At 60.0% G+C, this 25,078-nt stretch carries 24 protein-coding genes; 14 read left to right on the plus strand and 10 right to left on the minus strand.

Features of this window, described 5'->3' with window-relative positions; genetic code table 11:
* The 6 genes from dnaA (at position 1) to LOY31_RS00030 (ending at position 7,200) form a co-directional block, all read left to right on the plus strand.
* Positions 1-1,524: a chromosomal replication initiator protein DnaA gene (dnaA, locus tag LOY31_RS00005; RefSeq protein WP_007954132.1), complete on the plus strand. Its 1,524-nt coding sequence runs from the start codon at positions 1-3 to the stop codon at positions 1,522-1,524.
* Positions 1,525-1,563: 39 nt separating this feature from the next.
* The gene (gene dnaN / locus LOY31_RS00010; protein WP_007954131.1) at positions 1,564-2,667 is read left to right on the plus strand and encodes a DNA polymerase III subunit beta; all 1,104 of its coding nucleotides are present in this window, start codon (positions 1,564-1,566) and stop codon (positions 2,665-2,667) included.
* Between the two features lie 14 nt (positions 2,668-2,681).
* Positions 2,682-3,785, plus strand: a complete 1,104-nt coding sequence (gene recF, locus LOY31_RS00015; protein ID WP_003220208.1) for a DNA replication/repair protein RecF — start codon at positions 2,682-2,684, stop codon at positions 3,783-3,785.
* A gap of 5 nt (positions 3,786-3,790) precedes the next feature.
* Positions 3,791-6,208 carry a DNA topoisomerase (ATP-hydrolyzing) subunit B gene (gene gyrB, locus LOY31_RS00020; protein ID WP_011331734.1) on the plus strand — a complete coding sequence of 806 codons (2,418 nt, stop codon included), beginning with the start codon at positions 3,791-3,793 and terminating at the stop codon, positions 6,206-6,208.
* 191 nt (positions 6,209-6,399) lie between these two features.
* A complete protein-coding gene (locus tag LOY31_RS00025; protein ID WP_258712677.1) occupies positions 6,400-6,801 on the plus strand; it encodes a BRO family protein in 402 nt (133 codons plus the stop codon).
* A gap of 3 nt (positions 6,802-6,804) precedes the next feature.
* Positions 6,805-7,200, plus strand: coding sequence for a hypothetical protein (locus LOY31_RS00030; RefSeq protein WP_258712678.1), 396 nt, complete (start codon positions 6,805-6,807; stop codon positions 7,198-7,200).
* A 39-nt stretch (positions 7,201-7,239) separates the two neighbouring features.
* Here LOY31_RS00030 and LOY31_RS00035 read toward each other — a convergent pair whose 3' ends face one another.
* Positions 7,240-7,959: a response regulator transcription factor gene (locus LOY31_RS00035; RefSeq protein WP_258712679.1), complete on the minus strand. Its 720-nt coding sequence runs from the start codon at positions 7,957-7,959 to the stop codon at positions 7,240-7,242.
* A 166-nt stretch (positions 7,960-8,125) separates the two neighbouring features.
* On the opposite strand from LOY31_RS00035, the gene LOY31_RS00040 reads away from it, so the two are divergent.
* Positions 8,126-9,667: an ATP-binding protein gene (locus tag LOY31_RS00040; protein WP_258712681.1), complete on the plus strand. Its 1,542-nt coding sequence runs from the start codon at positions 8,126-8,128 to the stop codon at positions 9,665-9,667.
* Between the two features lie 157 nt (positions 9,668-9,824).
* Here LOY31_RS00040 and LOY31_RS00045 read toward each other — a convergent pair whose 3' ends face one another.
* From LOY31_RS00045 to glyQ, 4 genes are all read right to left on the minus strand, one after another.
* Positions 9,825-10,604 (minus strand): 1-acyl-sn-glycerol-3-phosphate acyltransferase, encoded by a 780-nt coding sequence (locus LOY31_RS00045; RefSeq protein ID WP_258712682.1) that lies wholly within the window; start codon positions 10,602-10,604, stop codon positions 9,825-9,827.
* Between the two features lie 82 nt (positions 10,605-10,686).
* Positions 10,687-11,226 carry a D-glycero-beta-D-manno-heptose 1,7-bisphosphate 7-phosphatase gene (gmhB, locus tag LOY31_RS00050; protein ID WP_164872121.1) on the minus strand — a complete coding sequence of 180 codons (540 nt, stop codon included), beginning with the start codon at positions 11,224-11,226 and terminating at the stop codon, positions 10,687-10,689.
* A gap of 4 nt (positions 11,227-11,230) precedes the next feature.
* A complete protein-coding gene (gene glyS / locus LOY31_RS00055) occupies positions 11,231-13,285 on the minus strand; it encodes a glycine--tRNA ligase subunit beta (RefSeq protein ID WP_007954113.1) in 2,055 nt (684 codons plus the stop codon).
* On the minus strand, positions 13,282-14,235 hold the full coding sequence (gene glyQ / locus LOY31_RS00060; RefSeq protein ID WP_003187265.1) for a glycine--tRNA ligase subunit alpha: 954 nt from the start codon (positions 14,233-14,235) through the stop codon (positions 13,282-13,284). The genes glyS and glyQ overlap by 4 nt, the downstream gene beginning before the upstream one ends.
* An 81-nt stretch (positions 14,236-14,316) precedes the next feature.
* Here glyQ and tag point away from each other — a divergent pair, with 81 nt between their 5' ends.
* Positions 14,317-14,874 carry a DNA-3-methyladenine glycosylase I gene (tag, locus tag LOY31_RS00065; RefSeq protein ID WP_085606328.1) on the plus strand — a complete coding sequence of 186 codons (558 nt, stop codon included), beginning with the start codon at positions 14,317-14,319 and terminating at the stop codon, positions 14,872-14,874.
* A gap of 40 nt (positions 14,875-14,914) precedes the next feature.
* Complete coding sequence (locus tag LOY31_RS00070) at positions 14,915-15,802, plus strand: lysophospholipid acyltransferase (protein WP_085606330.1); 888 nt, start codon at positions 14,915-14,917, stop codon at positions 15,800-15,802.
* A 51-nt stretch (positions 15,803-15,853) separates the two neighbouring features.
* Here LOY31_RS00070 and LOY31_RS00075 read toward each other — a convergent pair whose 3' ends face one another.
* Genes LOY31_RS00075 through def form a run of 5 tightly spaced genes read right to left on the minus strand, consistent with a single transcriptional unit; the run spans position 15,854 to position 20,417 of the window.
* Complete coding sequence (locus LOY31_RS00075) at positions 15,854-16,168, minus strand: tetratricopeptide repeat protein (RefSeq protein WP_085606332.1); 315 nt, start codon at positions 16,166-16,168, stop codon at positions 15,854-15,856.
* A gap of 20 nt (positions 16,169-16,188) precedes the next feature.
* Positions 16,189-17,565 carry a Trk system potassium transporter TrkA gene (gene trkA, locus LOY31_RS00080; protein WP_085606334.1) on the minus strand — a complete coding sequence of 459 codons (1,377 nt, stop codon included), beginning with the start codon at positions 17,563-17,565 and terminating at the stop codon, positions 16,189-16,191.
* Between the two features lie 22 nt (positions 17,566-17,587).
* Positions 17,588-18,898 (minus strand): 16S rRNA (cytosine(967)-C(5))-methyltransferase RsmB, encoded by a 1,311-nt coding sequence (rsmB, locus tag LOY31_RS00085; protein WP_085606336.1) that lies wholly within the window; start codon positions 18,896-18,898, stop codon positions 17,588-17,590.
* Positions 18,895-19,854, minus strand: a complete 960-nt coding sequence (gene fmt / locus LOY31_RS00090; protein WP_221534989.1) for a methionyl-tRNA formyltransferase — start codon at positions 19,852-19,854, stop codon at positions 18,895-18,897. Before fmt ends, rsmB begins: the two co-directional genes overlap by 4 nt.
* Before the next feature lie 56 nt (positions 19,855-19,910).
* Entirely contained in the window at positions 19,911-20,417 is a 507-nt protein-coding gene (gene def / locus LOY31_RS00095; protein ID WP_007954104.1) for a peptide deformylase, read from the minus strand.
* Positions 20,418-20,586: 169 nt separating this feature from the next.
* Here def and LOY31_RS00100 point away from each other — a divergent pair, with 169 nt between their 5' ends.
* From LOY31_RS00100 to LOY31_RS00120, 5 genes are all read left to right on the plus strand, one after another.
* Positions 20,587-21,612, plus strand: coding sequence for a LysM peptidoglycan-binding domain-containing protein (locus LOY31_RS00100; protein ID WP_007954103.1), 1,026 nt, complete (start codon positions 20,587-20,589; stop codon positions 21,610-21,612).
* Positions 21,613-21,691: 79 nt separating this feature from the next.
* The gene (gene dprA, locus LOY31_RS00105; RefSeq protein WP_258712683.1) at positions 21,692-22,792 is read left to right on the plus strand and encodes a DNA-processing protein DprA; all 1,101 of its coding nucleotides are present in this window, start codon (positions 21,692-21,694) and stop codon (positions 22,790-22,792) included.
* A gap of 54 nt (positions 22,793-22,846) precedes the next feature.
* Positions 22,847-23,404 carry an L-threonylcarbamoyladenylate synthase gene (locus LOY31_RS00110; RefSeq protein WP_007954101.1) on the plus strand — a complete coding sequence of 186 codons (558 nt, stop codon included), beginning with the start codon at positions 22,847-22,849 and terminating at the stop codon, positions 23,402-23,404.
* Positions 23,405-23,675: 271 nt separating this feature from the next.
* Complete coding sequence (locus tag LOY31_RS00115) at positions 23,676-24,347, plus strand: hypothetical protein (RefSeq protein ID WP_221534986.1); 672 nt, start codon at positions 23,676-23,678, stop codon at positions 24,345-24,347.
* Positions 24,325-25,059, plus strand: coding sequence for an iron-containing redox enzyme family protein (locus tag LOY31_RS00120; protein ID WP_221534985.1), 735 nt, complete (start codon positions 24,325-24,327; stop codon positions 25,057-25,059). Before LOY31_RS00115 ends, LOY31_RS00120 begins: the two co-directional genes overlap by 23 nt.
* Positions 25,060-25,078 lie beyond the last annotated feature (19 nt).

Consider the following 25,078-nt stretch of genomic DNA (forward strand, 5'->3'; position numbering starts at 1 on the left):
GTGTCAGTGGAACTTTGGCAGCAGTGCGTGGAGCTTTTGCGCGAAGAGCTGCCTGCCCAACAATTCAACACCTGGATCCGTCCACTACAGGTCGAAGCCGAAGGCGACGAGTTGCGCGTCTACGCACCGAACCGTTTTGTTCTGGACTGGGTCAACGAAAAGTACCTGGGGCGCGTCCTTGAACTGCTGGATGAGCATGGCAACGGTCTCGCACCGTCGCTCTCCTTATTAATAGGCAGCAAACGCAGTTCGGCGCCGCGTGCGGCACCGAATGCGCCGTTGGCTGCTGCGCAAGTGTCCCAGGCTCAGGCCAATACCGCGCCGGCCAGTGCGCCAGCACCAGCTCCGACGCCTGCGCCGACCAAGCGCTCGACGCAGAAAACCGAAGAAATCAGTGAAGAGCCGTCCCGCGACAGCTTCGATCCGATGGCCGGTGCCGCTTCGCAACAGGCCCCGGTGCGCGCTGAACAGCGCACCGTGCAGGTCGAAGGCGCGCTCAAGCACACCAGCTACCTCAACCGCACCTTTACCTTCGAGAACTTCGTCGAAGGTAAATCCAACCAGCTCGCCCGTGCGGCGGCCTGGCAGGTGGCAGACAACCCGAAGCACGGCTACAACCCGCTCTTCCTTTATGGTGGCGTGGGCCTGGGTAAGACGCACTTGATGCACGCGGTGGGTAACCATCTATTAAAGAAGAACCCGAATGCCAAGGTCGTGTACCTGCATTCCGAGCGTTTCGTGGCCGACATGGTCAAGGCGCTGCAACTGAACGCGATCAACGAGTTCAAGCGTTTCTACCGTTCGGTGGACGCCCTGCTGATCGACGACATTCAGTTCTTCGCCCGCAAGGAACGTTCCCAGGAAGAGTTTTTCCACACCTTCAACGCCCTGCTTGAAGGTGGCCAGCAGGTCATTCTCACCAGTGACCGCTACCCGAAAGAAATCGAAGGCCTTGAAGAGCGCCTTAAATCCCGCTTCGGCTGGGGCCTGACGGTTGCCGTCGAGCCGCCGGAGCTGGAAACCCGCGTCGCCATCTTGATGAAGAAGGCCGACCAGGCCAAAGTCGAGTTGCCACACGATGCGGCGTTCTTCATTGCCCAGCGCATTCGCTCCAACGTCCGTGAGCTGGAAGGCGCGCTGAAACGCGTGATCGCCCACTCGCACTTCATGGGCCGCGACATCACCATCGAGTTGATTCGCGAATCCCTGAAAGACCTGTTGGCGCTGCAGGACAAACTGGTCTCTGTGGATAACATTCAGCGCACCGTCGCCGAGTACTACAAGATCAAGATCTCCGACTTGCTGTCCAAGCGCCGTTCGCGTTCGGTCGCTCGTCCGCGTCAGGTGGCCATGGCATTGTCCAAGGAACTGACCAACCACAGCCTGCCGGAAATCGGCGATGTGTTTGGCGGCCGCGACCACACGACCGTGCTGCACGCCTGCCGCAAGATCAACGAACTTAAGGAATCCGACGCGGACATCCGCGAGGACTACAAGAACCTGCTGCGTACACTGACCACTTGATGAACACCAGCGCAGCTTATTAAGGCAAGGGACTAGACCATGCATTTCACCATTCAACGCGAAGCCCTGTTGAAACCCCTGCAACTGGTCGCAGGCGTCGTCGAGCGCCGACAGACCTTGCCGGTACTGTCCAACGTGCTGCTGGTTGTCGATGGCCAGCAACTGTCGCTGACCGGTACCGACCTGGAAGTCGAGCTGGTCGGTCGCGTGCAACTCGAGGAGCCGGCTGAAACAGGTTCCATCACCGTGCCGGCGCGCAAGCTGATGGACATCTGCAAGAGCCTGCCGAACGATGCGCTGATCGACATCAAGGTCGACGAGCAGAAGCTGGTGGTGAAAGCCGGCCGTAGCCGTTTCACCCTGTCGACCCTGCCGGCCAACGACTTCCCGACTGTGGAAGAAGGCCCGGGTTCGCTGACCACCAGCCTGGAACAGAGCAAGCTGCGTCGCCTGATCGAACGTACCAGTTTCGCCATGGCCCAGCAGGACGTGCGTTACTACCTCAACGGTATGTTGCTGGAAGTGTCGACCGGTGTGATCCGTGCCGTGGCCACCGACGGTCACCGTCTGGCCATGTGCTCGATGCAGGCCGACATCGGTCAGCAGGAACGCCATCAGGTGATCGTGCCGCGTAAAGGCATTCTCGAACTGGCGCGTCTGCTCACCGAGCCGGACGGTAACGTCAGCATCGTCCTGGGTCAGCACCACATCCGTGCGACCACTGGCGAATTCACCTTCACCTCGAAACTGGTCGACGGCAAGTTCCCGGACTACGAGCGCGTTCTGCCGAAGGGCGGCGACAAGCTGGTACTGGGTGATCGTCAGGCGTTGCGCGAAGCGTTCAGCCGTACCGCGATTCTGTCCAACGAGAAATACCGCGGTATCCGTCTGCAACTGGCCAGCGGTCAGTTGAAGATCCAGGCCAACAACCCGGAGCAGGAGGAAGCGGAAGAAGAAGTAGGCGTGGAATACAACGGCGGCTCCCTGGAAATCGGCTTCAACGTCAGCTATCTGCTCGACGTGCTGGGCGTGATGACTACCGAGCAGGTTCGTCTGATCCTGTCCGACTCCAACAGCAGTGCGCTGGTGCAAGAGTCCGACAATGACGATTCGGCTTACGTTGTCATGCCGATGCGTCTGTAATCAGCTGACTCTGGATGTCGCTAAGTCGCGTCTCGGTCACCGCGGTGCGCAATTTGCACCCGGTGACCTTCTCCCCCTCCCCCCGAATCAACATTCTTTACGGCGCCAACGGCAGCGGCAAAACCAGTGTTCTGGAAGCCATTCACCTGCTGGGGCTTGCCCGTTCGTTTCGTAGCACGCGGCTGTTGCCGGTCATCCAGTACGAGCAACTCGCTTGCACCGTATTCGGTCAGGTCGAGCTCGCCGAGGGTGGCCACAGCGCATTGGGGATATCTCGCGACCGTCAGGGCGAGTTCCAGATCCGCATCGACGGTCAGAACGCTCGTAGCGCTGCGCAACTGGCGGAAATCCTGCCGCTGCAGTTGATCAACCCCGACAGCTTTCGCCTGCTGGAAGGCGCGCCGAAGATTCGCCGGCAGTTCCTCGATTGGGGGGTGTTCCACGTCGAGCCGCGGTTCATGGCCACCTGGCAGCGTTTGCAGAAGGCCTTGCGCCAGAGAAACTCCTGGCTGCGGCATGGTACACTTGACGCCGTTTCGCAAGCGGTTTGGGACAGGGAACTGTGCCAGGCCAGCGCTGAAATCGATGAATACCGCCGCGCTTACATCAAAGCCTTGAAACCAGTCTTTGAACAAACCTTGAGCGAACTGGTTGAGCTCGAAGGTTTGACGCTCAGCTATTACCGAGGCTGGGACAAGGACCGGGAATTGAGCGCCGTACTTGCCGGATCCGTGCAACGGGACCAGCAGATGGGTCATACCCAGGCAGGGCCACAACGGGCTGACTTGCGTCTTAGATTGGGCGCACACAACGCCGCGGACATCCTGTCCCGGGGTCAGCAGAAGTTGGTGGTCTGTGCGTTGCGGATTGCCCAGGGGCATCTGGTGAGCCAGGCCCGACGCGGCCAGTGTATTTATCTGGTGGATGACTTGCCGTCCGAGCTGGACGAGAGCCACCGTCGCGCGCTATGCCGCTTGCTGGAAGACTTACGCTGCCAGGTTTTTATCACCTGTGTAGATCACGAATTATTGAGGGAAGGCTGGCAGACGGAAACGCCAGTCGCTCTGTTCCACGTGGAACAGGGCCGTATCACCCAGACCCACGACCATCGGGAGTGAAGGCATTGAGCGAAGAAAATACGTACGACTCATCGAGCATTAAAGTGCTGAAAGGCCTGGATGCCGTGCGCAAACGTCCCGGTATGTACATTGGTGACACCGACGATGGCAGCGGTCTGCACCACATGGTGTTCGAGGTGGTCGACAACTCGATCGACGAAGCCCTCGCCGGCCACTGCGACGACATCAGCATCATCATCCACCCGGATGAGTCCATCACCGTTAAAGACAACGGCCGTGGCATCCCGGTAGACGTGCACAAAGAGGAAGGCGTTTCCGCCGCCGAGGTCATCATGACCGTCCTCCACGCCGGCGGTAAGTTCGACGACAACTCCTACAAGGTATCCGGCGGTCTGCACGGTGTAGGTGTTTCTGTTGTGAACGCGCTGTCCGAAGAGCTGGTCCTGACCGTTCGCCGCAGCGGCAAGATCTGGGAACAGACCTACGTCCACGGCGTACCTCAGGCACCGATGGCGATCGTTGGTGACAGCGAAACCACCGGTACCCAGATTCACTTCAAGGCTTCCAGCGAAACCTTCAAGAACATTCACTTCAGCTGGGACATCCTGGCCAAGCGCATTCGTGAACTGTCCTTCCTCAACTCCGGTGTCGGCATCGTCCTCAAGGATGAGCGCAGCGGCAAGGAAGAGTTGTTCAAGTACGAAGGCGGCCTGCGTGCGTTCGTTGAATACCTGAACACCAACAAGACTGCGGTCAACCAGGTGTTCCACTTCAACATCCAGCGTGAAGACGGCATCGGCGTGGAAATCGCCCTGCAGTGGAACGACAGCTTCAACGAGAACCTGTTGTGCTTCACCAACAACATTCCGCAGCGCGACGGCGGCACCCACCTGGTGGGCTTCCGTTCCGCACTGACGCGTAACCTGAACAACTACATCGAGCAGGAAGGTCTGGCGAAGAAGCACAAAGTCGCCACCACCGGTGACGATGCCCGTGAAGGCCTGACCGCGATCATCTCGGTGAAGGTGCCGGATCCGAAGTTCAGCTCCCAGACCAAAGACAAGCTGGTGTCTTCCGAAGTGAAGACCGCGGTCGAACAGGAAATGGGCAAGTACTTCTCGGACTTCCTGCTGGAAAACCCGAACGAAGCCAAACTGGTCGTCGGCAAGATGATCGACGCTGCCCGTGCCCGTGAAGCGGCGCGCAAGGCCCGTGAGATGACCCGCCGCAAAGGCGCGCTGGACATCGCCGGCCTGCCAGGCAAGCTCGCTGACTGCCAGGAAAAAGACCCGGCGCTGTCCGAACTGTACCTCGTGGAAGGTGACTCCGCGGGCGGCTCTGCCAAGCAGGGACGAAACCGCAAGACCCAGGCCATCCTGCCGCTGAAGGGCAAGATCCTCAACGTCGAGAAAGCCCGTTTCGACAAGATGATTTCGTCCCAGGAAGTGGGCACCCTGATCACCGCGCTGGGCTGCGGTATCGGTCGCGAAGAGTACAACATCGACAAGCTGCGCTATCACAACATCATCATCATGACCGATGCTGACGTCGACGGTTCGCACATCCGTACCCTGCTGCTGACCTTCTTCTTCCGTCAGTTGCCTGAGCTGATCGAGCGCGGCTACATCTACATCGCCCAGCCGCCGCTGTACAAGGTCAAGAAAGGCAAGCAAGAGCAATACATCAAAGACGACGACGCCATGGAAGAGTACATGACGCAGTCGGCCCTGGAAGATGCGAGCCTGCACCTGAACGAAGACGCCCCGGGCATTTCCGGCGAAGCGCTGGAACGTCTGGTGAACGACTTCCGCATGGTAATGAAGACCCTCAAGCGTCTGTCCCGCCTGTACCCGCAGGAGCTGACCGAGCACTTCATCTACCTGCCGGCCGTGAGTCTGGAAATGCTCGGCGACCACGCCAAGATGCAAGACTGGCTGGCCCAGTACGAAGTCCGTCTGCGCACCGTCGAGAAGTCGGGCCTGGTCTACAAGGCCAGCCTGCGTGAAGACCGTGAACGTGGCGTGTGGCTGCCAGAGGTCGAACTGATCTCCCACGGCCTGTCGAACTACGTCACTTTCAACCGCGACTTCTTCGGCAGCAACGACTACAAGACCGTCGTCACCCTCGGCGCTCAACTGAGCACCCTGCTCGACGAAGGCGCGTACATCCAGCGTGGCGAGCGCAAGAAAGCGGTCACCGAGTTCAAGGAGGCCCTGGACTGGTTGATGGCTGAAAGCACCAAGCGCCACACCATTCAGCGATACAAAGGTCTGGGCGAAATGAACCCGGATCAGCTGTGGGAAACCACCATGGACCCAAGTGTGCGCCGCATGCTGAAAGTCACCATCGAAGACGCCATCGGCGCAGACCAGATCTTCAACACCCTGATGGGTGATGCGGTCGAACCTCGCCGTGACTTCATCGAGAGCAATGCTCTGGCGGTGTCCAACCTGGATTTCTGATCCCTTTCAGATTTCGGATGGAACTGAAGCCCCTGCTGACAGAGCGTCAACAGGGGCTTTTTGTTAGCAGATAAGTCCCTGCTGGCTGTGCAAAAGCAAAACGGTAACTATTGGAGTTGCACTCAGTACTTAAAGGCCAGCTGGGAGATTTTGAGATGAATGAGCGACACGAGTCATTTGAAGAGCTGAAAATGACTGATAACCAAGGTGCGGAATATTGGTCTGCACGACGCTTGGCCAAGCTGCTTGAGTACTCGGAATATCGGCATTTTTTACCGGTTCTGGCTCGAGCTAAAGAAGCTTGTCAAAACAGTGGTCAGGAAGCCGAAAACCATTTCGAGGATTCGCTCGGAATGGTTTCTATTGGTTCTGGTGCTCAAAGGGAGTTACAGGATGTAAAGCTTTCGCGCTATGCCTGCTATCTGGTGGTCCAGAACGGAGATCCCTCCAAACCGGTAATCGCTGCAGGGCAAGCGTACTTCGCCGTTCAAACTCGTCGCCAGGAATTAGCTAACGATGGTTCGTTCCAGCAGTTGCGGGAAGACCAGAAACGGATTTTTCTACGTAATGAGCTGAGAGAACACAATAAATAGCTCGTGGAGGTCGCGCAGCAAGCAGGTGTCGAGTCGGGTCTGGATTTCGCCATCTTCCAGAACCACGGTTATAAAGGCCTTTATGGTGGACTCGATCAGAAAGCGATCCACCAGCGCAAGGGTTTGAAGAAAACACAGAAAATTCTTGATCACATGGGATCTACGGAGCTCGCCGCCAATCTATTCCGAGCAACACAAGCTGAAGATAAATTGGTTCGTGACAACGTTCAGGGAAAAGGAAATGCCAACCAAGTTCACTTTGAGGTTGGCAGGAAAGTCAGGGAAACCATCGTTGAGCTGGGGGGCACCATGCCTGAGGACCTCCCAGTCCCAGAAAGCAGCATCAAACAAATTGAATCAGCAGCGAAGAGGCCTAGAGATCCATCTTTGGATGAATGATTTAAAAATGAGAAGGTAAGGGTCCCGGCGCCTCCCTACTTATTCGGAGACTGCCGCCACACTCTCCAACCGATACCCATACCCATAAATCGTCAGCAACTGCCAACCCCGATCCGTTGTCAGCCCGAGCTTGTTGCGCAGGCGATAGATATGGGTGTCCAGCGGTCGCGATGTCGACATCTCTTCATGGGGCCAGAATCGTTCGTACAGATAGTCCCGTGACAGCGGTCGTCCAAGGTTGCTGAACAGGCAATGGGCGAGACGATATTCACGTTCAGTCATGACGATCGGTTTGCCGTCGCGGGTGACGGTGAGTTCGGCGTCGTCGAACACCAGGTCGTTGAAACGCAGGACTTCGGCCGGGGCGCTTCGTTGCAGGCTGTGCCGGCGCAATACCGCCGCCACGCGGGCCTTCAGTTCATTGGGCCGAAACGGCTTGCTGACATAGTCGTCGGCCCCGGCATTCAGGGCCTGGACGATGTCGCTTTCACCGTCGCGGCTGGTGAGCATGATGGCCGCCGGCGGGGCTTCCATGTGTTCGCGTGTCCAGCGCAGCAGCGCCAGGCCAGTGAGGTCGGGCAGCTGCCAGTCGAGGATCAGCAGGTCGAAGGTTTCCCGGCGCAACTGTCGCAGCAGGTCTTCACCGCTTTCGAAGCTGTGCAGTGACCAGGGCTGTCCTCCGGCCTCGGCCATTTGTTGCAGGGTCTGCTCGACCCGGCGCAGTTCGGCGGGTTCATCGTCCAGTATCGCAACGCGCATACGCGGTGGTTCCTTGTCGCTCGGGCAATGGGTGCCGACCGGATCGGCTGACTCCATGCAGTGAAAGTAAGCGGCACGCCGTGGGGTGAGCCGCTATGATTCTTCGGGTCTACGTCCTCAGACCGGCCGCCTATGAAACCATTCAACCCGCCCTGCCCTGTTTCCCATGAATAACCAGCGCCGACACGAAAGCCGCGTACCCAGCCAGGTTCAGCGTTTGTTCCGGCAACTGGTGCGCGAGTGGGTGTGGATAAGTCTAGTGCTGTTGCCGCTGACTGCACTGCTTTCCTGGCGCGCGCAGATCAATTTGCATGATCCGGCGCCGTTGATGGGCGCGGGACTCTCGGTAGCCATGGTCGCGTGCGTACTTGGGTTGCTGCTGTGGCGTCCGCGTCTGGCGCTCTGGCTGACATTGGGCGGAATTGCCTGCGTGCTGTTGACCAGTGCAGGCCTGGCTGAAATGCGGCGTTGGTGGTCGCCGACGCCTGCGGCGCTCGGCATGCTGTTCGGCTATCTGATCTGGAACTGGCGGCGCCTGAGCGTGGTGCTCACCTACTTCGGCTGGGAGCTGGCGCGGCTGGACAGTGAACCGAAAGTCTTTCCCGAACGACGTCGGGCGCAGTTTCCCAGCGCCGACCGCTTGCAGGGGCAGATCATGGCGCTTGAGCAAGCCATGAGCCGTACTCGCGATACCCGCCGATTCATTGCCGATGGGCTGGAGTATCTGCCGGTCGCGACCTTGATCAGCGATCCACGGGGGCAAGTCTTGTTGGGCAACCGCAAGGCCCGAAGCCTGTTCGATCACAATCTGGTGGGCGAGGATGTGCTCGAGCAACTGGCGAGCCTGGGCTATCCGGAGTTGTCCACAGAGCCGCGCCCGTCGCTATCCGAGCTGCCTCTGTTGGAGTTTCGGGACCACAAGGAACGTAGCCTGCGCCTGGAGCGCGCCGCGCTGTTGCCAGTCGATGGCGACCTGCCGATCGGCTGGCTCCTGAGTCTCACTGACTTGAGCGCCGAACGCGCCGCCGAGGAACAGCGCGGTGTGCTGTTGCGCTTTCTGTCCCACGACCTGCGTGCCCCTCATTCGGCGATTCTTGCCCTGCTCGAGGTACACCGGCATCAAACGGGAACGGATTCGCCGCTGTTCGAACAGATTGAGCGCCAGGTACGCCGGGCGCTGGAACTCACCGACGGCTTCGTTCTGCTGGCCCGGGCCGAATCCGAGGCGTATCAGTTTCAACCGAGCCTGTTCGGGATGCTGGTCATGGACGTGCTGGATCAGGCACTGCCCATCGCCCAGCAAAAACGCATCGAGCTCTCGAGTGACATGGACGAACAATCCCAGGAGCGCTTGATCCTGGCGGATCAGGGCTTGCTGACCCGTGCACTGTTCAACCTGCTGGAAAATGCAATCAAGTACAGCCCTGCCGGATCCAGGGTCGACATGCGTGTCAGCTGCCACGATGACTGGCTGAGTTGTGAACTGACCGATCAAGGCAAAGGCATCGCTGCAGAGGAACTGCCCGATCTGTTCAGCCAGTACCGGCGCTTTTCTTCTGCACAGGGCATCGACGGTGTGGGCCTGGGATTGTCGATGGTCAAAGCCGTGGTGGATCACCATGGCGGCCGGATCGAATGCCTGAGCGTTGTCGATCAAGGCACGACGTTCCGTCTGGAGCTGCCGCTGATCGCCGAAGAGCAGGCATAAAAAAACCGGCTATATCAGCCGGTTTCCTTACTTCCGAAAAAAACTTATGCACCTTTTACGGCGTTTTATCAGTTTCGGAAATATATAAGTAAATCAGTCACTTAATTTGATAATTCGGGACTTTGCGAACAAACCGTACACAGGTTATCCACAAATCTCAGACAGCGATCTGATCGTTCGCAGCCGGTGCCTCAGGGGCTGGAGGCAGCGAGCCCATTTCCCGTTGGGTCTTCTCGTTCCACGCCTGCACCCGGTCATTCAGATCGGCGATGGCGCGGGGGCCGCTGCCCTCGGCGTACATCGGCTCCCCGATCACCACAGTGATCACGCCGGACTTTTTACCCCAACCGATTTTCGGCCAGAACTTGCCGGCATTGTGCGCAATCGGCAGCACCGGAAGCGCCGCATTCACCGCCAACGCGCTGCCACTGCGGGAGAACTTGCCGATGGTTCCGTGGGGAACGCGAGTGCCTTCGGGGAAGATCAGCACCCAGACATTGTCCTTGAGCAGCTCGTCACCCTTCGCCGCGACCTGCTTGAGGGCGGCTTTCGGGTTGTCGCGGTCAATCGCGATCGGCCGCAGCATGGCCATCGCCCAGCCGAAGAACGGCACATAAAGCAATTCGCGCTTGAGCACCTGGCTCAAGGGCGAGAAATAAGCGGAGAGAAAGAACGTCTCCCAGGTGCTCTGGTGGTTCGACTGAATCACGCAGGGCCGGTCAGGCACGTTTTCCGCGCCTTTGACTTCGTAACGGATACCGAGGAACACCTTGGTCAACCACAAGGCGCAACGGCACCAGTACACATTGATGAAGCGATAGCGCGCCTTGAACGGCAGAAAGGGCGCGATAAAAAAGCTCAGGCTGCACCACAGCAGAGCGGTGGTGCCCAGCAGCAGGTAAAAGAGGAAGATTCTGATGGCCTGCAGTATCGACATGGCGACGTTTACCGTTACGGGCAATGCCCGACTGTTCAAGCGCACTCCCGATCAATCCCTGGTCAGGAACTTCAGAAGCACTCTAGTTGTGGATAAGTTCTGCGGCAATCGCCGCGAGATCGTCAAAAATCAGGGTGCCCACCGGCAAGGTCTTGGCCTGAGTCTTTTCGCCTTTCCCGGTCTTTACCAAAACGGGCTGTGAATCGACGGCTTTGGCGGCCTCCAGGTCACCAAGGCTGTCGCCGACGAACCAGACATTCGTCAGCGCGACGTTGTAATGCTGCGCAATGGTTTTCAACATCCCCGGTTTCGGCTTGCGGCAGTCGCAACCTTCGTCCGGCCCATGCGGGCAATACACAATCAGCCCGACTTCACCGCCCTGCTCTGCCACCAGTTCGCGCAGGCGCGCATGCATGGCATCGAGGGTGGCGAGGTCGTAGTAGCCGCGAGCAATGCCCGACTGGTTGGTGGCGACCGCCACCGTCCAGCCGGCCTTGCTCAACTGCGCAATCGCTTCGATCGAGCCGGGAAGCGGGATCCACTCCTCCACCGACTTGATGTAAGCGTCGGAGTCGTAATTGATCACTCCGTCCCGATCGAGAATCAGCAGTTTCAACAGCAATCCCTCAACCCAGCAGCGAAATGTCGGCAACGCCCAGGAACAGGCCACGCAGACGCGCCAGCAGCGCGTAACGGTTGGCCCGCACATTGGCGTCTTCGGCATTGACCATCACCGCGTCGAAGAACGCGTCCACCGGCTCGCGCAGTGCAGCCAGGCGTGCCAGCGATTCGTTGTACTGACGCGCCGCGGCCATTGGCTGTACAGCCTGGTCCGCTTGCTGGATCGCCGAGTACAGCGAGAACTCGTTGGCGTTGTCGAAGTACTTGGCCTGGACTTCGGTCGGCACCGAGCCTTCCACCTTGCTCAGCAGGTTCGACACACGCTTGTTCACCGCCGCCAGCGCTGCCGCTTCCGGCAGTTTGCGGAAGGCCTGAACCGCTTGTACACGCTGGTCGAAGTCCAGCGCCGAACCCGGCTTCAGGGCACGTACCGACAGGTAGGTGGCCACATCCACGCCTTCGTCTTCGTAACGCGCACGCAGACGATCGAAGATGAACTCCAGCACCGCGTCATTCAGGCCCGCAGCCTTGACCTTGGCACCGAACGCATTCACGGCGAACGCCACGGCGTCGTTCAGGTCCAGATCCAGTTGTTTCTCGATCAGGATCCGCAGCACGCCCAGTGCCGCACGGCGCAGGGCATACGGGTCTTTGCTGCCGGTCGGCAGCATGCCGATGCCGAAGATGCCGACCAGGGTGTCGAGCTTGTCGGCGATGGCCACGGCCGCACCGGTCAGGGTGGCTGGCAGTTCAGCGCCGGCACCGCGCGGCATGTACTGCTCGTTCAGCGCCAGGGCGACGTCTTCCGGCTCGCCGTCATTGAGGGCGTAGTAGTAGCCGGCGACACCTTGCATCTCCGGGAACTCGCCGACCATTTCGGTGGCCAGGTCGCACTTGGACAGCAGGCCTGCACGGGCAGCCCACGAAGCGTTGCCGCCGATGCGAGCGGCGATGTACGCGGCCAGTTTCGACACGCGTTCGGCCTTGTCGTAGACGCTGCCGAGTTTTTCCTGGAACACCACGTTCTGCAGGCGATCGTTGAACGCTTCGAGCTTCTGCTTCTTGTCCTGCTTGAAGAAGAACTCGGCGTCGGTCAGACGTGGGCGAACCACCTTCTCGTTACCGGCGATGATCTGCTGCGGGTCTTTGGATTCGATGTTGGCCACAGTGATGAAACGCGGCAGCAACTTGCCGTCGGCATCCAGCAGGCAGAAGTACTTCTGGTTGTCCTGCATGGTGGTGATCAGCGCTTCCTGCGGCACGTCGAGGAAACGTTCCTCGAACGAGCACACCAGCGGCACCGGCCACTCGACCAGCGCGGTCACTTCGTCGAGCAGCGCCGGCGGCACGATCGCGGTGCCTTCCTGACGGGTCGCCAGCTCTTCGGTGCGCTTGCTGATGATTTCACGACGCTCGTTGGCGTCGGCCAGTACGTAAGCGGCACGCAGGTCGGCCAAGTAGCTCGACGGCGAACCGATGCGCACGCTTTCCGGGTGGTGGAAGCGGTGGCCACGGGACTCACGGCCAGCCTTCTGCGCGAGGATCGTGCAGTCGATGACCTGGTCGCCGAGCAGCATTACCAGCCACTGGGTCGGACGCACGAACTCTTCCTTGCGCGCACCCCAACGCATGCGTTTCGGGATCGGCAGGTCGTTAAGCGAGTCTTCGACGATGGTCGGCAGCAGGCTGGCGGTCGGCTTGCCGGCGATGTTCTGGCTGTAGCGCAGTTTCGGACCGCTCTGGTCGATTTCGCTCAGCTCGACGCCGCACTTCTTGGCAAAACCCAGTGCCGCTTGAGTCGGGTTGCCTTCAGCATCGAACGCGGCCTGACGTGGCGGGCCGTCGAGGTTGATGCTGCGATCCGGCTGCTGGGTGGCCAGCGCGGTGATCAGCACAGCCAGACGACGCGGCGCGGCGTAGACGGTTTTGGTCTCGTAATTCAGACCGGCAGCTTGCAGGCCCTTGTCGATACCGGCCAGGAACGCTTCGGCCAGGGTGTTCAGGGCTTTGGGTGGCAGTTCTTCGGTGCCCAGTTCAACCAGAAAATCTTGAGCACTCATTGTGCAGCCTCCAGCTTGGCCAGTACTTCGTCACGCAGGTCCGGGGTTGCCATCGGGAAGCCCAGCTTGGCGCGGGCCAGCAGGTAGGCTTGGGCGACGGAACGCGCCAGGGTGCGAACGCGCAGAATGTATTGCTGACGCGCAGTTACCGAGATCGCCCGGCGCGCATCCAGCAGGTTGAAGGTGTGCGAGGCCTTCAGGACCATTTCGTAGCTTGGCAACGGCAGCGGCTGGTCGAGTTCGATCAGGCGCTTGGCTTCGCTTTCATAGAAATCGAACAGTTCGAACAGCTTGTCGACGTTGGCGTGTTCGAAGTTGTAGGTGGACTGCTCCACTTCGTTCTGGTGGAACACGTCGCCGTAGGTCACTTTGCCGAACGGACCGTCAGCCCAGACCAGGTCGTAGACCGAGTCCACGCCCTGCAGGTACATGGCCAGACGCTCCAGACCGTAGGTGATCTCGCCGGTCACCGGGTAGCACTCGATGCCGCCCGCCTGCTGGAAGTACGTGAACTGGGTCACTTCCATGCCGTTCAGCCAGACTTCCCAGCCCAGACCCCAGGCGCCGAGGGTCGGCGATTCCCAGTTGTCTTCGACGAAGCGGATGTCGTGGACCAGCGGGTCCAGGCCGACATGCTTGAGGGAGCCCAGGTACAGCTCCTGGAAGTTGTCCGGGTTCGGCTTCAGGACAACCTGGAACTGGTAGTAGTGCTGCAGACGGTTCGGGTTTTCGCCGTAACGGCCGTCAGTCGGACGGCGGCTTGGCTGCACGTAAGCGGCGTTCCAGGTTTCCGGGCCGATGGCGCGCAGGAATGTCGCGGTGTGGAAAGTGCCGGCGCCTACTTCCATATCGTAGGGCTGAAGTACCACACAACCTTGCTCGGCCCAGTATTGCTGGAGCGCGAGGATCAAGTCTTGGAAGGTACGCACGGCTGGCGTAGGCTGGCTCACGAAATTCACCTGTTTCTTGGGCTGCGATTTAAAGAGCGGGAGTATACCCGATTCAGTCGCACCTCCACCCCCTGGAGCCTTATGCCACGCTGCTTTTGGTGCAACGAAGATCCGCTGTACATGGCTTACCACGATCAGGAGTGGGGCACGCCGCTACGCGATGCGCAGGGTTTGTTCGAGTTGCTTTTGCTCGAAGGGTTCCAGGCCGGGCTTTCGTGGATCACCGTGCTGCGCAAGCGCGAGCGGTATCGCGAGGTGTTGTTCGGCTTCGACGTACAGCGCGTGGCGCAGATGAGCGACGCTGAAATCGACGAATTGATGCTCGATCCGGGGATCATCCGCAACCGCCTCAAGCTCAATGCCGCCCGGCGCAACGCCCAGGCCTGGCTGGCGCTGGAAGATCCGGTGACCTTCCTCTGGTCGTTTGTTGATAACCGCCCGGTGATCAATCATTTCAAGGATCGCAGCGAAGTCCCGGCCATCACCCCGCAAGCCGTGGCCATGAGCAAAGGCCTGAAAAAGGCCGGTTTCACCTTCGTCGGTCCGACCATCTGCTACGCGCTGATGCAGGCCTCTGGCATGGTCATGGACCACACTCAGGACTGCGACCGCTACGCGCAGCTCGTCAACGCCGGTTAGAATGGCCGCCTCGCGCACAGCACAAGATCAGGAGTGACCTGTGGAAAAGTTTAAAGGCGCCATGCTGGTTGGCGCTCTGCGGCTGTTTGCCATGCTTCCGTGGCGGGCCGTGCAGGCCGTGGGTTCGGCGATCGGCTGGATCATGTGGAAAACCCCCAACCGTTCCCGCGATGTGGTGCGGATCAACCTGGCCAAATGTTTTCCACAGATGGACCCGGCCGAACGTGAGCGTCTGGTCGGCCAGAGCCTGAAAGACATCGGCAAGTCCCTGACCGAAAGCGCCTGCGCCTGGATCTGGCCGGCCCAGCGTTCCATCGACCTGGTGCGCGAAGTCGAAGGCCTCGAAGTGCTGAAAGAAGCGCTGGCCTCGGGCAAGGGCGTGGTCGGCATCACCAGCCACCTGGGCAACTGGGAAGTGCTTAACCACTTCTATTGCAGCCAGTGCAAACCGATCATTTTCTACCGGCCGCCGAAGCTCAAGGCTGTGGATGAATTGCTGCGCAAACAACGCGTGCAACTGGGCAACAAAGTCGCCGCGTCGACCAAGGAAGGCATCCTCAGCGTCATCAAGGAAGTGCGCAAGGGCGGTCAGGTGGGGATTCCAGCGGACCCGGAACCGGCCGAATCCGCCGGGATCTTCGTGCCCTTCTTCGCGACTCAGGCCCTGACCAGCAAGTTCGTGCCGAACATGCTCGCTGGCGGCAAAGCCGTCGGGGTGTTCCTGCATGCCCTGCGTCTGCCGGACGGTTCCGGTTACAAGGTGATCCTCGAAGCGGCGCCGGAAGCCATGTACAGCACCGACACCGAAACCTCCTGCGCAGCGATGAGTAAAGTCGTCGAGCGTTATGTGGCGGCTTACCCGAGCCAGTACATGTGGAGCATGAAACGCTTCAAGAAGCGTCCGCCGGGCGAGGCGCGCTGGTACTGATCGGCGATGGGCGTTTGTGGATAACCTGACCAAACAGGTTATCCACAGCCGTCACGGCTTCTGCCGTTCGAGCTTCTTCAGAAACACCGTCATTTCCTTCTCGGCCTGCTTGTCGCCATGGACCCGGGCCGCTTCGAGCCCCTGCTCCCATGCCTGTCGTGCCGCTGGCAGATCCCCAAGCGCCAACTGCGCCTTTCCCAACAATTTCCACGCCGCCGAGTATTTCGGATCGAAGCCGACGCAACGCTGGAAATGCTCTGCCGCCTTCGCGTTCTCCCCCAGATCCAGATAACCCTTGCCGAGGCCGAAGCGCAGCAGCGAGTTATCCACACCCTTGGCGAGCATTTTTTCCAGGGATTCGATCATCGGTCTCGCCTCTTGGTCGGTCAGAAGAAACTCAGGCCCACGTGGAACAGCTTCTCCACATCGCGAATATGCTTTTTATCCACAAGGAACAGAATCACATGGTCGCCCGCTGCAATCACCGTGTCGTCGTGGGCAATGATCACTTCTTCATCGCGGATGATCGCGCCGATGGTGGTCCCCGGCGGCAGCGCGATGTTTTCGATGGCCTTGCCGATGACCTTGCTCGACTTCGAGTCGCCATGAGCAACTGCTTCGATGGCCTCCGCCGCGCCCCGACGCAATGAGTGCACGCTGACGATATCGCCGCGCCGCACGTGGGCCAGCAAGGTGCCGATGGTCGCCAGTTGCGGGCTGATGGCGATGTCGATGTCGCCGCCCTGGATCAGGTCGACGTAGGCCGGGTTGTTGATGATCGTCATCACCTTCTTCGCGCCCAGACGCTTGGCCAGCAGCGACGACATGATGTTGGCTTCGTCATCGTTGGTCAGGGCAAGGAAGATGTCTGCGTCGGCAATGTTCTCTTCCAGCAGCAGGTCGCGATCCGACGCGCTGCCCTGCAGCACCACGGTGCTGTCGAGGGTATCGGAGAGATAACGGCAGCGCGCCGGGTTCATCTCGATGATCTTTACCTGATAACGGCTTTCGATGGCCTCGGCCAGCCGCTCGCCAATCTGCCCGCCGCCGGCGATGACGATGCGTTTGTAGCTTTCATCGAGCCGGCGCATTTCGCTCATCACGGCTCGAATGTTCGCACGGGCGGCGATGAAGAAGACTTCGTCGTCCGCCTCGATCACCGTATCGCCCTGGGGAAGAATCGGTCGGTCACGACGGAAAATCGCGGCCACTCGCGTTTCCACGTTCGGCATGTGTTCGCGCAGCTGGCGCAGTTGCTGCCCCACCAGCGGTCCGCCGTAATAAGCGCGCACCGCGACGAGTTGCGCCTGGCCTTCGGCGAAGTCGATCACCTGCAAGGCGCCGGGATGCTGGATCAGTCGCTTGATGTAGTTGGTGACGACCTGCTCGGGACTGATCAGCACGTCTACCGGAATCGCCTCGTTCTGGAACAGTTGCTCCTCGCGGGTCAGGTACGACGCTTCGCGCACCCGGGCAATCTTGGTCGGGGTGTGGAACAGGGTGTGGGCGACCTGGCAGGCGACCATGTTGGTTTCGTCGCTGTTGGTCACCGCGACCAGCATGTCGGCGTCGTCGGCACCGGCCTGACGCAGAATGTTCGGCAACGAGCCACGGCCCTGCACGGTGCGGATGTCGAGGCGATCGCCAAGATCGCGCAGACGGTCGCCGTCAGTGTCGACCACCGTGATGTCGTTGGCCTCGCTGGCCAGATGTTCAGCCAGCGAACCGCCGACCTGTCCCGCACCGAGGATGATGATTTTCATCCAGTCACTCCATTGAATCCGTTTAGCCGCGCGCGGCAGCGATCTTGATCAGCTTGGCGTAGTAGAACCCGTCATGCCCGCCCTGCCGGGCCAGCAATTGGCGACCATGGGGCTGCTTGATCCCGGCGGCGGTGGCCAGATCCAGCTCCCGTGCGCCCGGCGTACGCTCAAGGAACGCGGCGATCACTTCGGTGTTCTCGGTCGGCAAGGTCGAGCAGGTGGCGTACAGCAGGATGCCGCCCACTTCGAGGGTTTTCCACATCGCGTCGAGCAGTTCGCCTTGCAGTTGCGCGAGGGCGGCGATGTCGTCGGCCTGACGGGTCAGCTTGATGTCCGGGTGACGGCGGATCACCCCGGTGGCCGAGCACGGCGCGTCAAGCAGGATGCGCTGGAACGGCTTGCCGTCCCACCAGGCTGCCGTGTCGCGACCGTCGGCGGCGATCAGTTCAGCATTCAGACCGAGGCGTTCGAGGTTTTCTTTCACCCGCACCAGACGCTTGGCTTCCAGATCCACCGCCACCACGCCGGCCAGTGCCGGTTCGGCTTCGAGGATGTGGCACGTCTTGCCGCCAGGCGCGCAGCAGGCGTCCAGCACTCGCTGGCCCGGCGCGAGGTCGAGCAGGTCGGCGGCCAGTTGCGCGGCTTCGTCCTGCACGCTGATCCAGCCTTCGGCGAAACCCGGCAGGCTGCGCACATCGGCAGCAGCATCCAGCACGATGCCGTCGCGGCTGAAAGTGCACGGCTGCGCGGCGATCCCGGCTTCAGTCAGCAGACCCAGGTACGCGTCACGGCTGTGATGACGGCGGTTGACCCGCAGAATCATCGGCGGATGCGCGTTGTTGGCTTCGCAGATGGCTTCCCATTGCTCAGGCCAGAAGGCCTTCAGGGATTTTTGCAGCCAGCGCGGGTGGGCGGTGCGCACCACCGGATCGCGTTCCAGTTCGGCGAAGATCGCCTCATGTTCGCGCTGGGCATTGCGCAGTACGGCGTTGAGCAAGCCCTTGGCCCACGGCTTTTTCAGCTTGTCGGCGCAACCGACGGTTTCGCCAATGGCGGCGTGCGGCGGGACGCGGGTGTAGAGCAGTTGATAGAGGCCGACCAGCAGCAATGCCTCGACATCGGCGTCGGCAGCCTTGAACGGCTTCTGCAGCAGTTTTTCCGCCAGCGCCGACAAGCGTGGCTGCCAACGGGCGGTGCCGAACGCCAGGTCCTGGGTGAAACCGCGATCGCGATCTTCGACCTTGTCCAGTTGCGTCGGCAGGGAGCTGTTGAGCGAAGCCTTGCCGCTCAGGACAGCGGCGAGTGCCTTGGCGGCGGCCAGACGCGGGTTCATTGCGCGTCCACCGCTGCGCCCAGCACGATGCCTGTGGCGAATTTCTCACGACGGCTGTTGAACAGATCGCTGAAGTTCAGCGCCTTGCCGCCGGGCAATTGCAGGCGGGTCAGGCACAGCGCCTGTTCGCCACAGGCGACAAGCAGACCGTCCTTGCTGGCGCCGAGAATCGTGCCCGGTGCGCCTTTACCCTCGGCGAGTGTCGCCGCCAGCACTTTCAGCGCTTCTCCGTTGAGCGTGCTGTGGGTGATCGGCCATGGATTGAAGGCACGGACCAGACGTTCCAGCTCAACGGCCGGGCGGCTCCAGTCGATGCGCGCTTCGTCCTTGTTCAGTTTGTGCGCGTAGGTGGCGAGTTCATCATTCTGCACTTCGCCTTCCAGGGTGCCGGCGGCCAGACCGGCAATCGCCTGCACCACGGCGGGCGGGCCCATTTCGGCTAGGCGATCATGGAGGCTGCCGCCGGTGTCTTCGGCGCTGATCGGGGTCACGACCTTGAGCAGCATCGGCCCGGTATCGAGGCCGGCCTCCATGCGCATCACGGTCACGCCGCTTTCGGCGTCGCCCGCTTCCACGGCGCGCTGGATCGGCGCCGCACCGCGCCAGCGTGGCAGCAGCGAGGCGTGGCTGTTGATGCAACCCAGGCGCGGAATATCCAGCACCGCTTGCGGCAGGATCAGGCCGTAGGCGACCACCACCATCAAGTCAGGCTTCAGTGCAGCGAGCTCGGCCTGAGCGTCGGCGTTGCGCAGGGTCGGCGGCTGCAACACCTGGATATTGTTTTCCAACGCTAACTGTTTGACCGGGCTCGGCATCAGTTTTTGCCCACGACCGGCCGGGCGATCCGGTTGGGTGTAGACCGCAACGATCTCGTAAAGGCTGTCCAGCAGGGCCTTGAGGTGTTCGGCGGCGAATTCCGGGGTGCCGGCAAAAACGATGCGCAGTGGCTCAGTCATGGGGGAGTCTCATAAAAAGAAAAAGGCTTGCCGCAGCAAGCCTTTGGAGAGGGGCATCAAGCGTTCTGGCGGTGCTGCTTTTCCAGTTTCTTCTTGATCCGGTCGCGTTTGAGCGTGGACAGGTAATCGACGAACAACTTGCCGTTGAGGTGGTCGCATTCGTGCTGGATGCACACCGCGAGCAGGCCTTCGGCGATCAGTTCATAAGGCTTGCCGTCACGGTCCAGAGCCTTGATCTTGACCTTCTGCGGGCGGTCGACGTTTTCGTAGAAACCCGGCACCGAGAGGCAGCCTTCCTGGTATTGCTCCATTTCGTCGGTCAGCGATTCGAACTCGGGGTTGATGAACACCCGCGGTTCGGTGCGGTCTTCGGAAAGGTCCATCACGACGATACGTTTGTGCACGTTGACCTGGGTCGCGGCAAGGCCGATGCCCGGCGCTTCATACATTGTTTCAAACATGTCATCGACCAGCTGACGCACTTCGTCGTCCACTACAGCCACAGGTTTGGCGATAGTGCGCAGACGCGGGTCCGGAAATTCGAGGATGTTCAAAATGGCCATAAGCTTGATTGCTGCACGTGTGAGGTAAAGTCGGGCGATGGCCTGGCGGGTCCGAAGATGCAGGCTACCGTTGTGAAACGTAGCTCCTTGATTTTCAGCATAGAGCAGGGAGCGAGCCACGGGGGCTCTGGCGTTTCACGCGAACGCACATAATAAAGGGATTCACCGCATGAGGAAATCACTACTCGCCCTGCTGTTTCTGGCCTCGGCCGGCGCCGCGCACGGGCAAGTGCAACTCAAGGAAGGTTTTCCACAGCAATACACGGTGGTTTCGGGGGATACGCTCTGGGACATCTCCGGTAAATATTTGCGCGAACCCTGGCAGTGGCCGCAGCTGTGGCGGGCCAATCCGCAGATCGAAAACCCTAACCTGATCTATCCGGGCGACACGCTGACGCTCAGTTACGTCAACGGTCAGCCGCGCCTGACCGTCAATCGCGGCGAGTCGCGCGGCACCATCAAGCTGTCGCCGCGCATCCGCACCAGTCCGGTAGCCGAGGCGATTCCGAGCATTCCGCTCAAATCCATTAACAGCTTTCTGCTGAGCAACCGCATCGTCGACAAGGTCGAGGACTTCGACAAGGCGCCGTACATCGTCGCCGGCGATGCCGAACGGGTGCTCAGCGGCACCGGCGACCGGATCTTCGCCCGTGGCCATTTCGACCCGAACCAGCCGGTCTACGGCATCTTCCGCCAGGGCAAGGTCTACACCGATCCGCAGAGCAAGGAGTTTCTGGGGATCAACGCCGACGACATCGGCGGCGGTGAGATTGTCGCCACTGAAGGTGACGTCGCCACCCTCGCCCTGCAACGCACGACTCAGGAAGTGCGCCTGGGCGACCGCTTGTTCAGCGGCGAAGAGCGTTCGATAAACTCGACCTTCATGCCCAGCGCTCCCACCACCGACATCAACGGCCTGATCATCGATGTGCCGCGCGGCGTCACACAGATCGGCGCGATGGACGTGGTGACCCTGAACAAGGGCAAACGCGACGGCCTGGCCGAGGGCAACGTGCTGGTGGTGATGAAAACCGGCGAAACCGTGCGTGACCGGATCACTGGCCAGCCGCTGAAAATCCCCGATGAACGTGCCGGATTGCTGATGGTGTTCCGCACCTACGACAAACTCAGTTACGGCCTCGTGCTGAACGCATCGCGCTCGCTCGCGGTGCTGGACAAGGTGCGAAATCCTTAGCTGGCTTCACAAGTTACCAACAGAGTTATCCACAGCTTGTTCCGAAAGGTTCGGGCCTTATAACGATCAAGGATGATCCATGATGATGCCTGTCTCTCCATCGGTTTCGCCTGCGGAACTGGAAGCGCGCCTGCGCCTGCACCGCTTGCCGGAAATCGGTCCCAAGCGTTTCACCAAACTGCTCGAAGCCTTCGGCTCTGCCTCAAAGGCTATCAGCGCTCCCGCCAGTGCCTGGCGCTCGCTGGGTTTGCCGGCGGCCAGCGCCGAGGCCCGACGCTGCCCTGAAGTTCGCGACGGCGCCAGCCACGAATTGCGCTGGCTAGAGCGTCCGGATCAACATTTGCTGATGTGGGATCACCCGGATTATCCGGCTTTGTTGGCGCAGATTCCCGACCCACCGCCCCTGCTGTTTGTCGCTGGCGACCCACGAATTCTGGAAAAACCGCAACTGGCGATGGTCGGCAGTCGCCGCGCCTCCCGCCCGGGCATGGACACTGCCGCTGCGTTTTCCCGCAGTCTCGCGGGGGCCGGATTCGTCATCACCAGCGGTCTGGCGCTGGGCATCGATGCCGCGGCGCATCAAGCCGCTGTCGACATCGGCGGGCAAACGGTCGGCGTGCTCGGTACCGGTCTGGAAAACTTTTATCCACAGCGCAACCGGCGGCTGGCGGACGTGATGATTGCGTCCGGCAGCGCAGTGCTTTCGGAATTCCCTCTGGACACCGGGCCGACGGCGAGCAACTTCCCGAGACGCAACCGGATCATCAGCGGTTTGTCCCTCGGCGTGCTGGTGGTCGAGGCCAGTGTCGCCAGTGGTTCGTTGATCACCGCACGGCTGGCGGCGGAACAGGGGCGCGAGGTGTACGCCATTCCCGGTTCGATTCATCACCCCGGCGCCCGGGGCTGTCATCAACTGATCCGTGACGGCGCCGTGCTGGTGGAAACCATCGAGCACATTCTCGAAGCCCTGCGCGGCTGGCAGCATCTGCCGGTATCCACCGCCGCAGCGAATCCGGAGAACCGGTTGTTGAGCTTGCTGCACGCGGCGCCGCACACCAGCGAGGGCCTGGCCGACAGCAGTGGCTGGGCGCTGCCCAAAGTGCTGGCGGCGCTGACCGAACTGGAGATGGATGGCCGCGCGGTGTGTGAAAACGGCCGCTGGTTTGCGCGCGTGAGCTAGGTTTTGCATTGAAGATCGGTAAACTGCGCGAAACCTGTTTGCGGAGAGTTTTTCATGGTCAACAGTTGGCGTGTGCAACAAGCCGCACGAGAGATTCGCGCCGGGGCGGTGATTGCCTATCCAACCGAAGCCGTCTGGGGGCTGGGGTGCGATCCTTGGAATGAAGAAGCGGTGGATCGTCTGTTGGCGATCAAGAACCGTTCGGTGGACAAGGGGCTGATCCTGGTTGCCGACAACATTCGTCAGTTCGATTTTCTGTTCGAGGATTTCCCCCAGGACTGGATCGACCGCATGGCCAGCACCTGGCCGGGCCCGAACACTTGGCTGGTGCCGCACCAGAACCTGCTGCCGGAGTGGGTGACCGGGGTGCATGACACCGTGGCACTGCGGGTCAGCGATCATCCGCAGGTGCGGGATCTGTGCTCGCTGGTAGGGCCGTTGATTTCGACGTCGGCCAATCCGCAGGGGCGGCCGGCGGCGAAGAGTCGCTTGCGGGTCGAGCAATATTTCCGAGGTCAGGTCGATCTGGTGCTCGGCGGAGCGCTTGGCGGTCGCAAGAACCCGAGCCTGATTCGGGATCTGGCCACCGGCAATATCGTGCGCCCGGCCTGATACCACCCGTGGTTAATTTCGTGAGTACTCCTCGGCTTTCATGGCGAGGAGTACTACGCGTGCCTGCGATTTTTCCTTCATTTAGCTGAAGTTATAGCCCCGCGTTTTGTTTGAATTTTTCCTTTCTACGTCAGATGAATCTTTAAGTATTCAATTGTTGTAATTTTTCCGACGTTATTCTCAGAAGCCACACAGTGGCGATTTTTCTAAAACCATTCATTATTTCAATGCGCTCAGAAAACTTCGAAAAGTTAACGGCTGCGGAGAAGAAATGGATATCAGGGATTCGCAATTAACGGATTATCTGCAGGAGATTCAGACGACCTTTAAAAGGCGTCATGAAAACTATCGCATCGTTATTCTTGAAGTAGGATCAGATACACGAGAGTTTGAACGGTTTGTTTCCCGTCATTTTCGATTGCGATTGCAACACTACATGTTGACACCCAGAGCCAGGTCACTTGAAACACGCCTGGCGATTATTTCGCGCAGTACCCACTTTCTGTTGTATCAGCACGACAGGCCCACGGCCGTATTGAGAGTGACCCCTGCGCCGTTCGAATGGGCCTCACTGGCGCAGCAGCAACTGTCTCCCGCCACGACGCTGTCGCGCCATGTCGAGTTCAGTCGCTTGATCAGTCACTCGCAAACTCAGTTCCCCATGTCGATCAACGGCCTGCTGGCCGCTGCCACGGAATGGGCGGTCACGCGGGGTTATGAGGGCGTTACCGCGCTCTGCCGATCACCGCAGCGGCGACTGTTCCAGCGCTTCGGCCTGACGCCCATCACCACCGACGCCCTGCGTATCGAACAACGCCAACGCGGCGATTACTGGCTGCTCTCGGCTCAATGGCAGCAAATCCTCACAGCACTTCAACAGTCCGCCCACCTGCTCGCTAACCCATTGGAGACCCCCGTTGATGAATACGCCTCTCAGTTTTGAACAGCAATTAAGCCTGCTCGATGAGCGAATCGAAAAGTCATGGGCCGATATTCTGGAAAGTTCGCGGTTGGTGAATGCCATCCGCGAAGGTAGCGTTTCAAGAGCCTTATATGCGATCTATATGATCCAGACTTTTCACTACACGGCGCACAATGCGCGAAATCAAGGACTGGTGGGTGTTAGACATGCGGATAATCCGGTGTATGCCAAGTTCTGCTTTGAACATGCGGCACAGGAAGTCGGTCATGAAAAAATGGCACTGCATGATGTCATGAGCCTTGGTTTGAAGAATGAAGTGTTTGATATTCCGCCTGCACTACCGGCCACTGATGTGCTGATCGCTTATTTATATTGGATTTCCTTTACCGGTAACCCGCTACAACGGCTTGGTTATAGTTATTGGGCAGAAAACGCCTACCAGTTCATCACTCCCCTCATTGATAGCCTGAGTGAAACGCTGGCGCTCAAACCCGCGCAACTGACCTTCTTCATTGCGCATTCCGACATTGATATCGAGCACTTCAACGAAATCAAATTGATGCTGCAGCGCACCTGCAAGCGTCAGGAAGACTGGGATGCGATAGCCACTGTGATGGAAACCAGCCTGCGCCTGACCGGCAACATGCTCGAGGCGGTTTATCAGCAGTTCGAGGCCTGGCAAAACGGGCTGGCGCCCCGCTATGACTTCCTCCATGCGCTGGACAACCAATGAAGGCCGCCTGCCCATGTTC

The sequence above is a fragment of the Pseudomonas sp. B21-021 genome (assembly GCF_024749205.1).
Classification (GTDB): Bacteria; Pseudomonadota; Gammaproteobacteria; order Pseudomonadales; family Pseudomonadaceae; genus Aquipseudomonas; species Aquipseudomonas paraglycinae.

Excerpts from the sequence above, each read along its gene's own strand:
- dnaN (WP_007954131.1), top strand. The coding sequence starts at position 1,564 with ATGCATTTCACCATTCAACGCGAAGCCCTGTTGAAACCCCTGCAACTG.
- recF (WP_003220208.1), top strand. The coding sequence starts at position 2,682 with ATGTCGCTAAGTCGCGTCTCGGTCACCGCGGTGCGCAATTTGCACCCG.
- LOY31_RS00025 (WP_258712677.1), top strand. The coding sequence starts at position 6,400 with ATGACTGATAACCAAGGTGCGGAATATTGGTCTGCACGACGCTTGGCC.
- LOY31_RS00035 (WP_258712679.1), bottom strand. The coding sequence starts at position 7,959 with ATGCGCGTTGCGATACTGGACGATGAACCCGCCGAACTGCGCCGGGTC.
- LOY31_RS00040 (WP_258712681.1), top strand. The coding sequence starts at position 8,126 with ATGAATAACCAGCGCCGACACGAAAGCCGCGTACCCAGCCAGGTTCAG.
- LOY31_RS00045 (WP_258712682.1), bottom strand. The coding sequence starts at position 10,604 with ATGTCGATACTGCAGGCCATCAGAATCTTCCTCTTTTACCTGCTGCTG.
- glyS (WP_007954113.1), bottom strand. The coding sequence starts at position 13,285 with ATGAGTGCTCAAGATTTTCTGGTTGAACTGGGCACCGAAGAACTGCCA.
- tag (WP_085606328.1), top strand. The coding sequence starts at position 14,317 with ATGCCACGCTGCTTTTGGTGCAACGAAGATCCGCTGTACATGGCTTAC.
- LOY31_RS00075 (WP_085606332.1), bottom strand. The coding sequence starts at position 16,168 with ATGATCGAATCCCTGGAAAAAATGCTCGCCAAGGGTGTGGATAACTCG.
- trkA (WP_085606334.1), bottom strand. The coding sequence starts at position 17,565 with ATGAAAATCATCATCCTCGGTGCGGGACAGGTCGGCGGTTCGCTGGCT.
- rsmB (WP_085606336.1), bottom strand. The coding sequence starts at position 18,898 with ATGAACCCGCGTCTGGCCGCCGCCAAGGCACTCGCCGCTGTCCTGAGC.
- fmt (WP_221534989.1), bottom strand. The coding sequence starts at position 19,854 with ATGACTGAGCCACTGCGCATCGTTTTTGCCGGCACCCCGGAATTCGCC.
- def (WP_007954104.1), bottom strand. The coding sequence starts at position 20,417 with ATGGCCATTTTGAACATCCTCGAATTTCCGGACCCGCGTCTGCGCACT.
- LOY31_RS00100 (WP_007954103.1), top strand. The coding sequence starts at position 20,587 with ATGAGGAAATCACTACTCGCCCTGCTGTTTCTGGCCTCGGCCGGCGCC.
- dprA (WP_258712683.1), top strand. The coding sequence starts at position 21,692 with ATGATGATGCCTGTCTCTCCATCGGTTTCGCCTGCGGAACTGGAAGCG.
- LOY31_RS00110 (WP_007954101.1), top strand. The coding sequence starts at position 22,847 with ATGGTCAACAGTTGGCGTGTGCAACAAGCCGCACGAGAGATTCGCGCC.
- LOY31_RS00115 (WP_221534986.1), top strand. The coding sequence starts at position 23,676 with ATGGATATCAGGGATTCGCAATTAACGGATTATCTGCAGGAGATTCAG.
- LOY31_RS00120 (WP_221534985.1), top strand. The coding sequence starts at position 24,325 with ATGAATACGCCTCTCAGTTTTGAACAGCAATTAAGCCTGCTCGATGAG.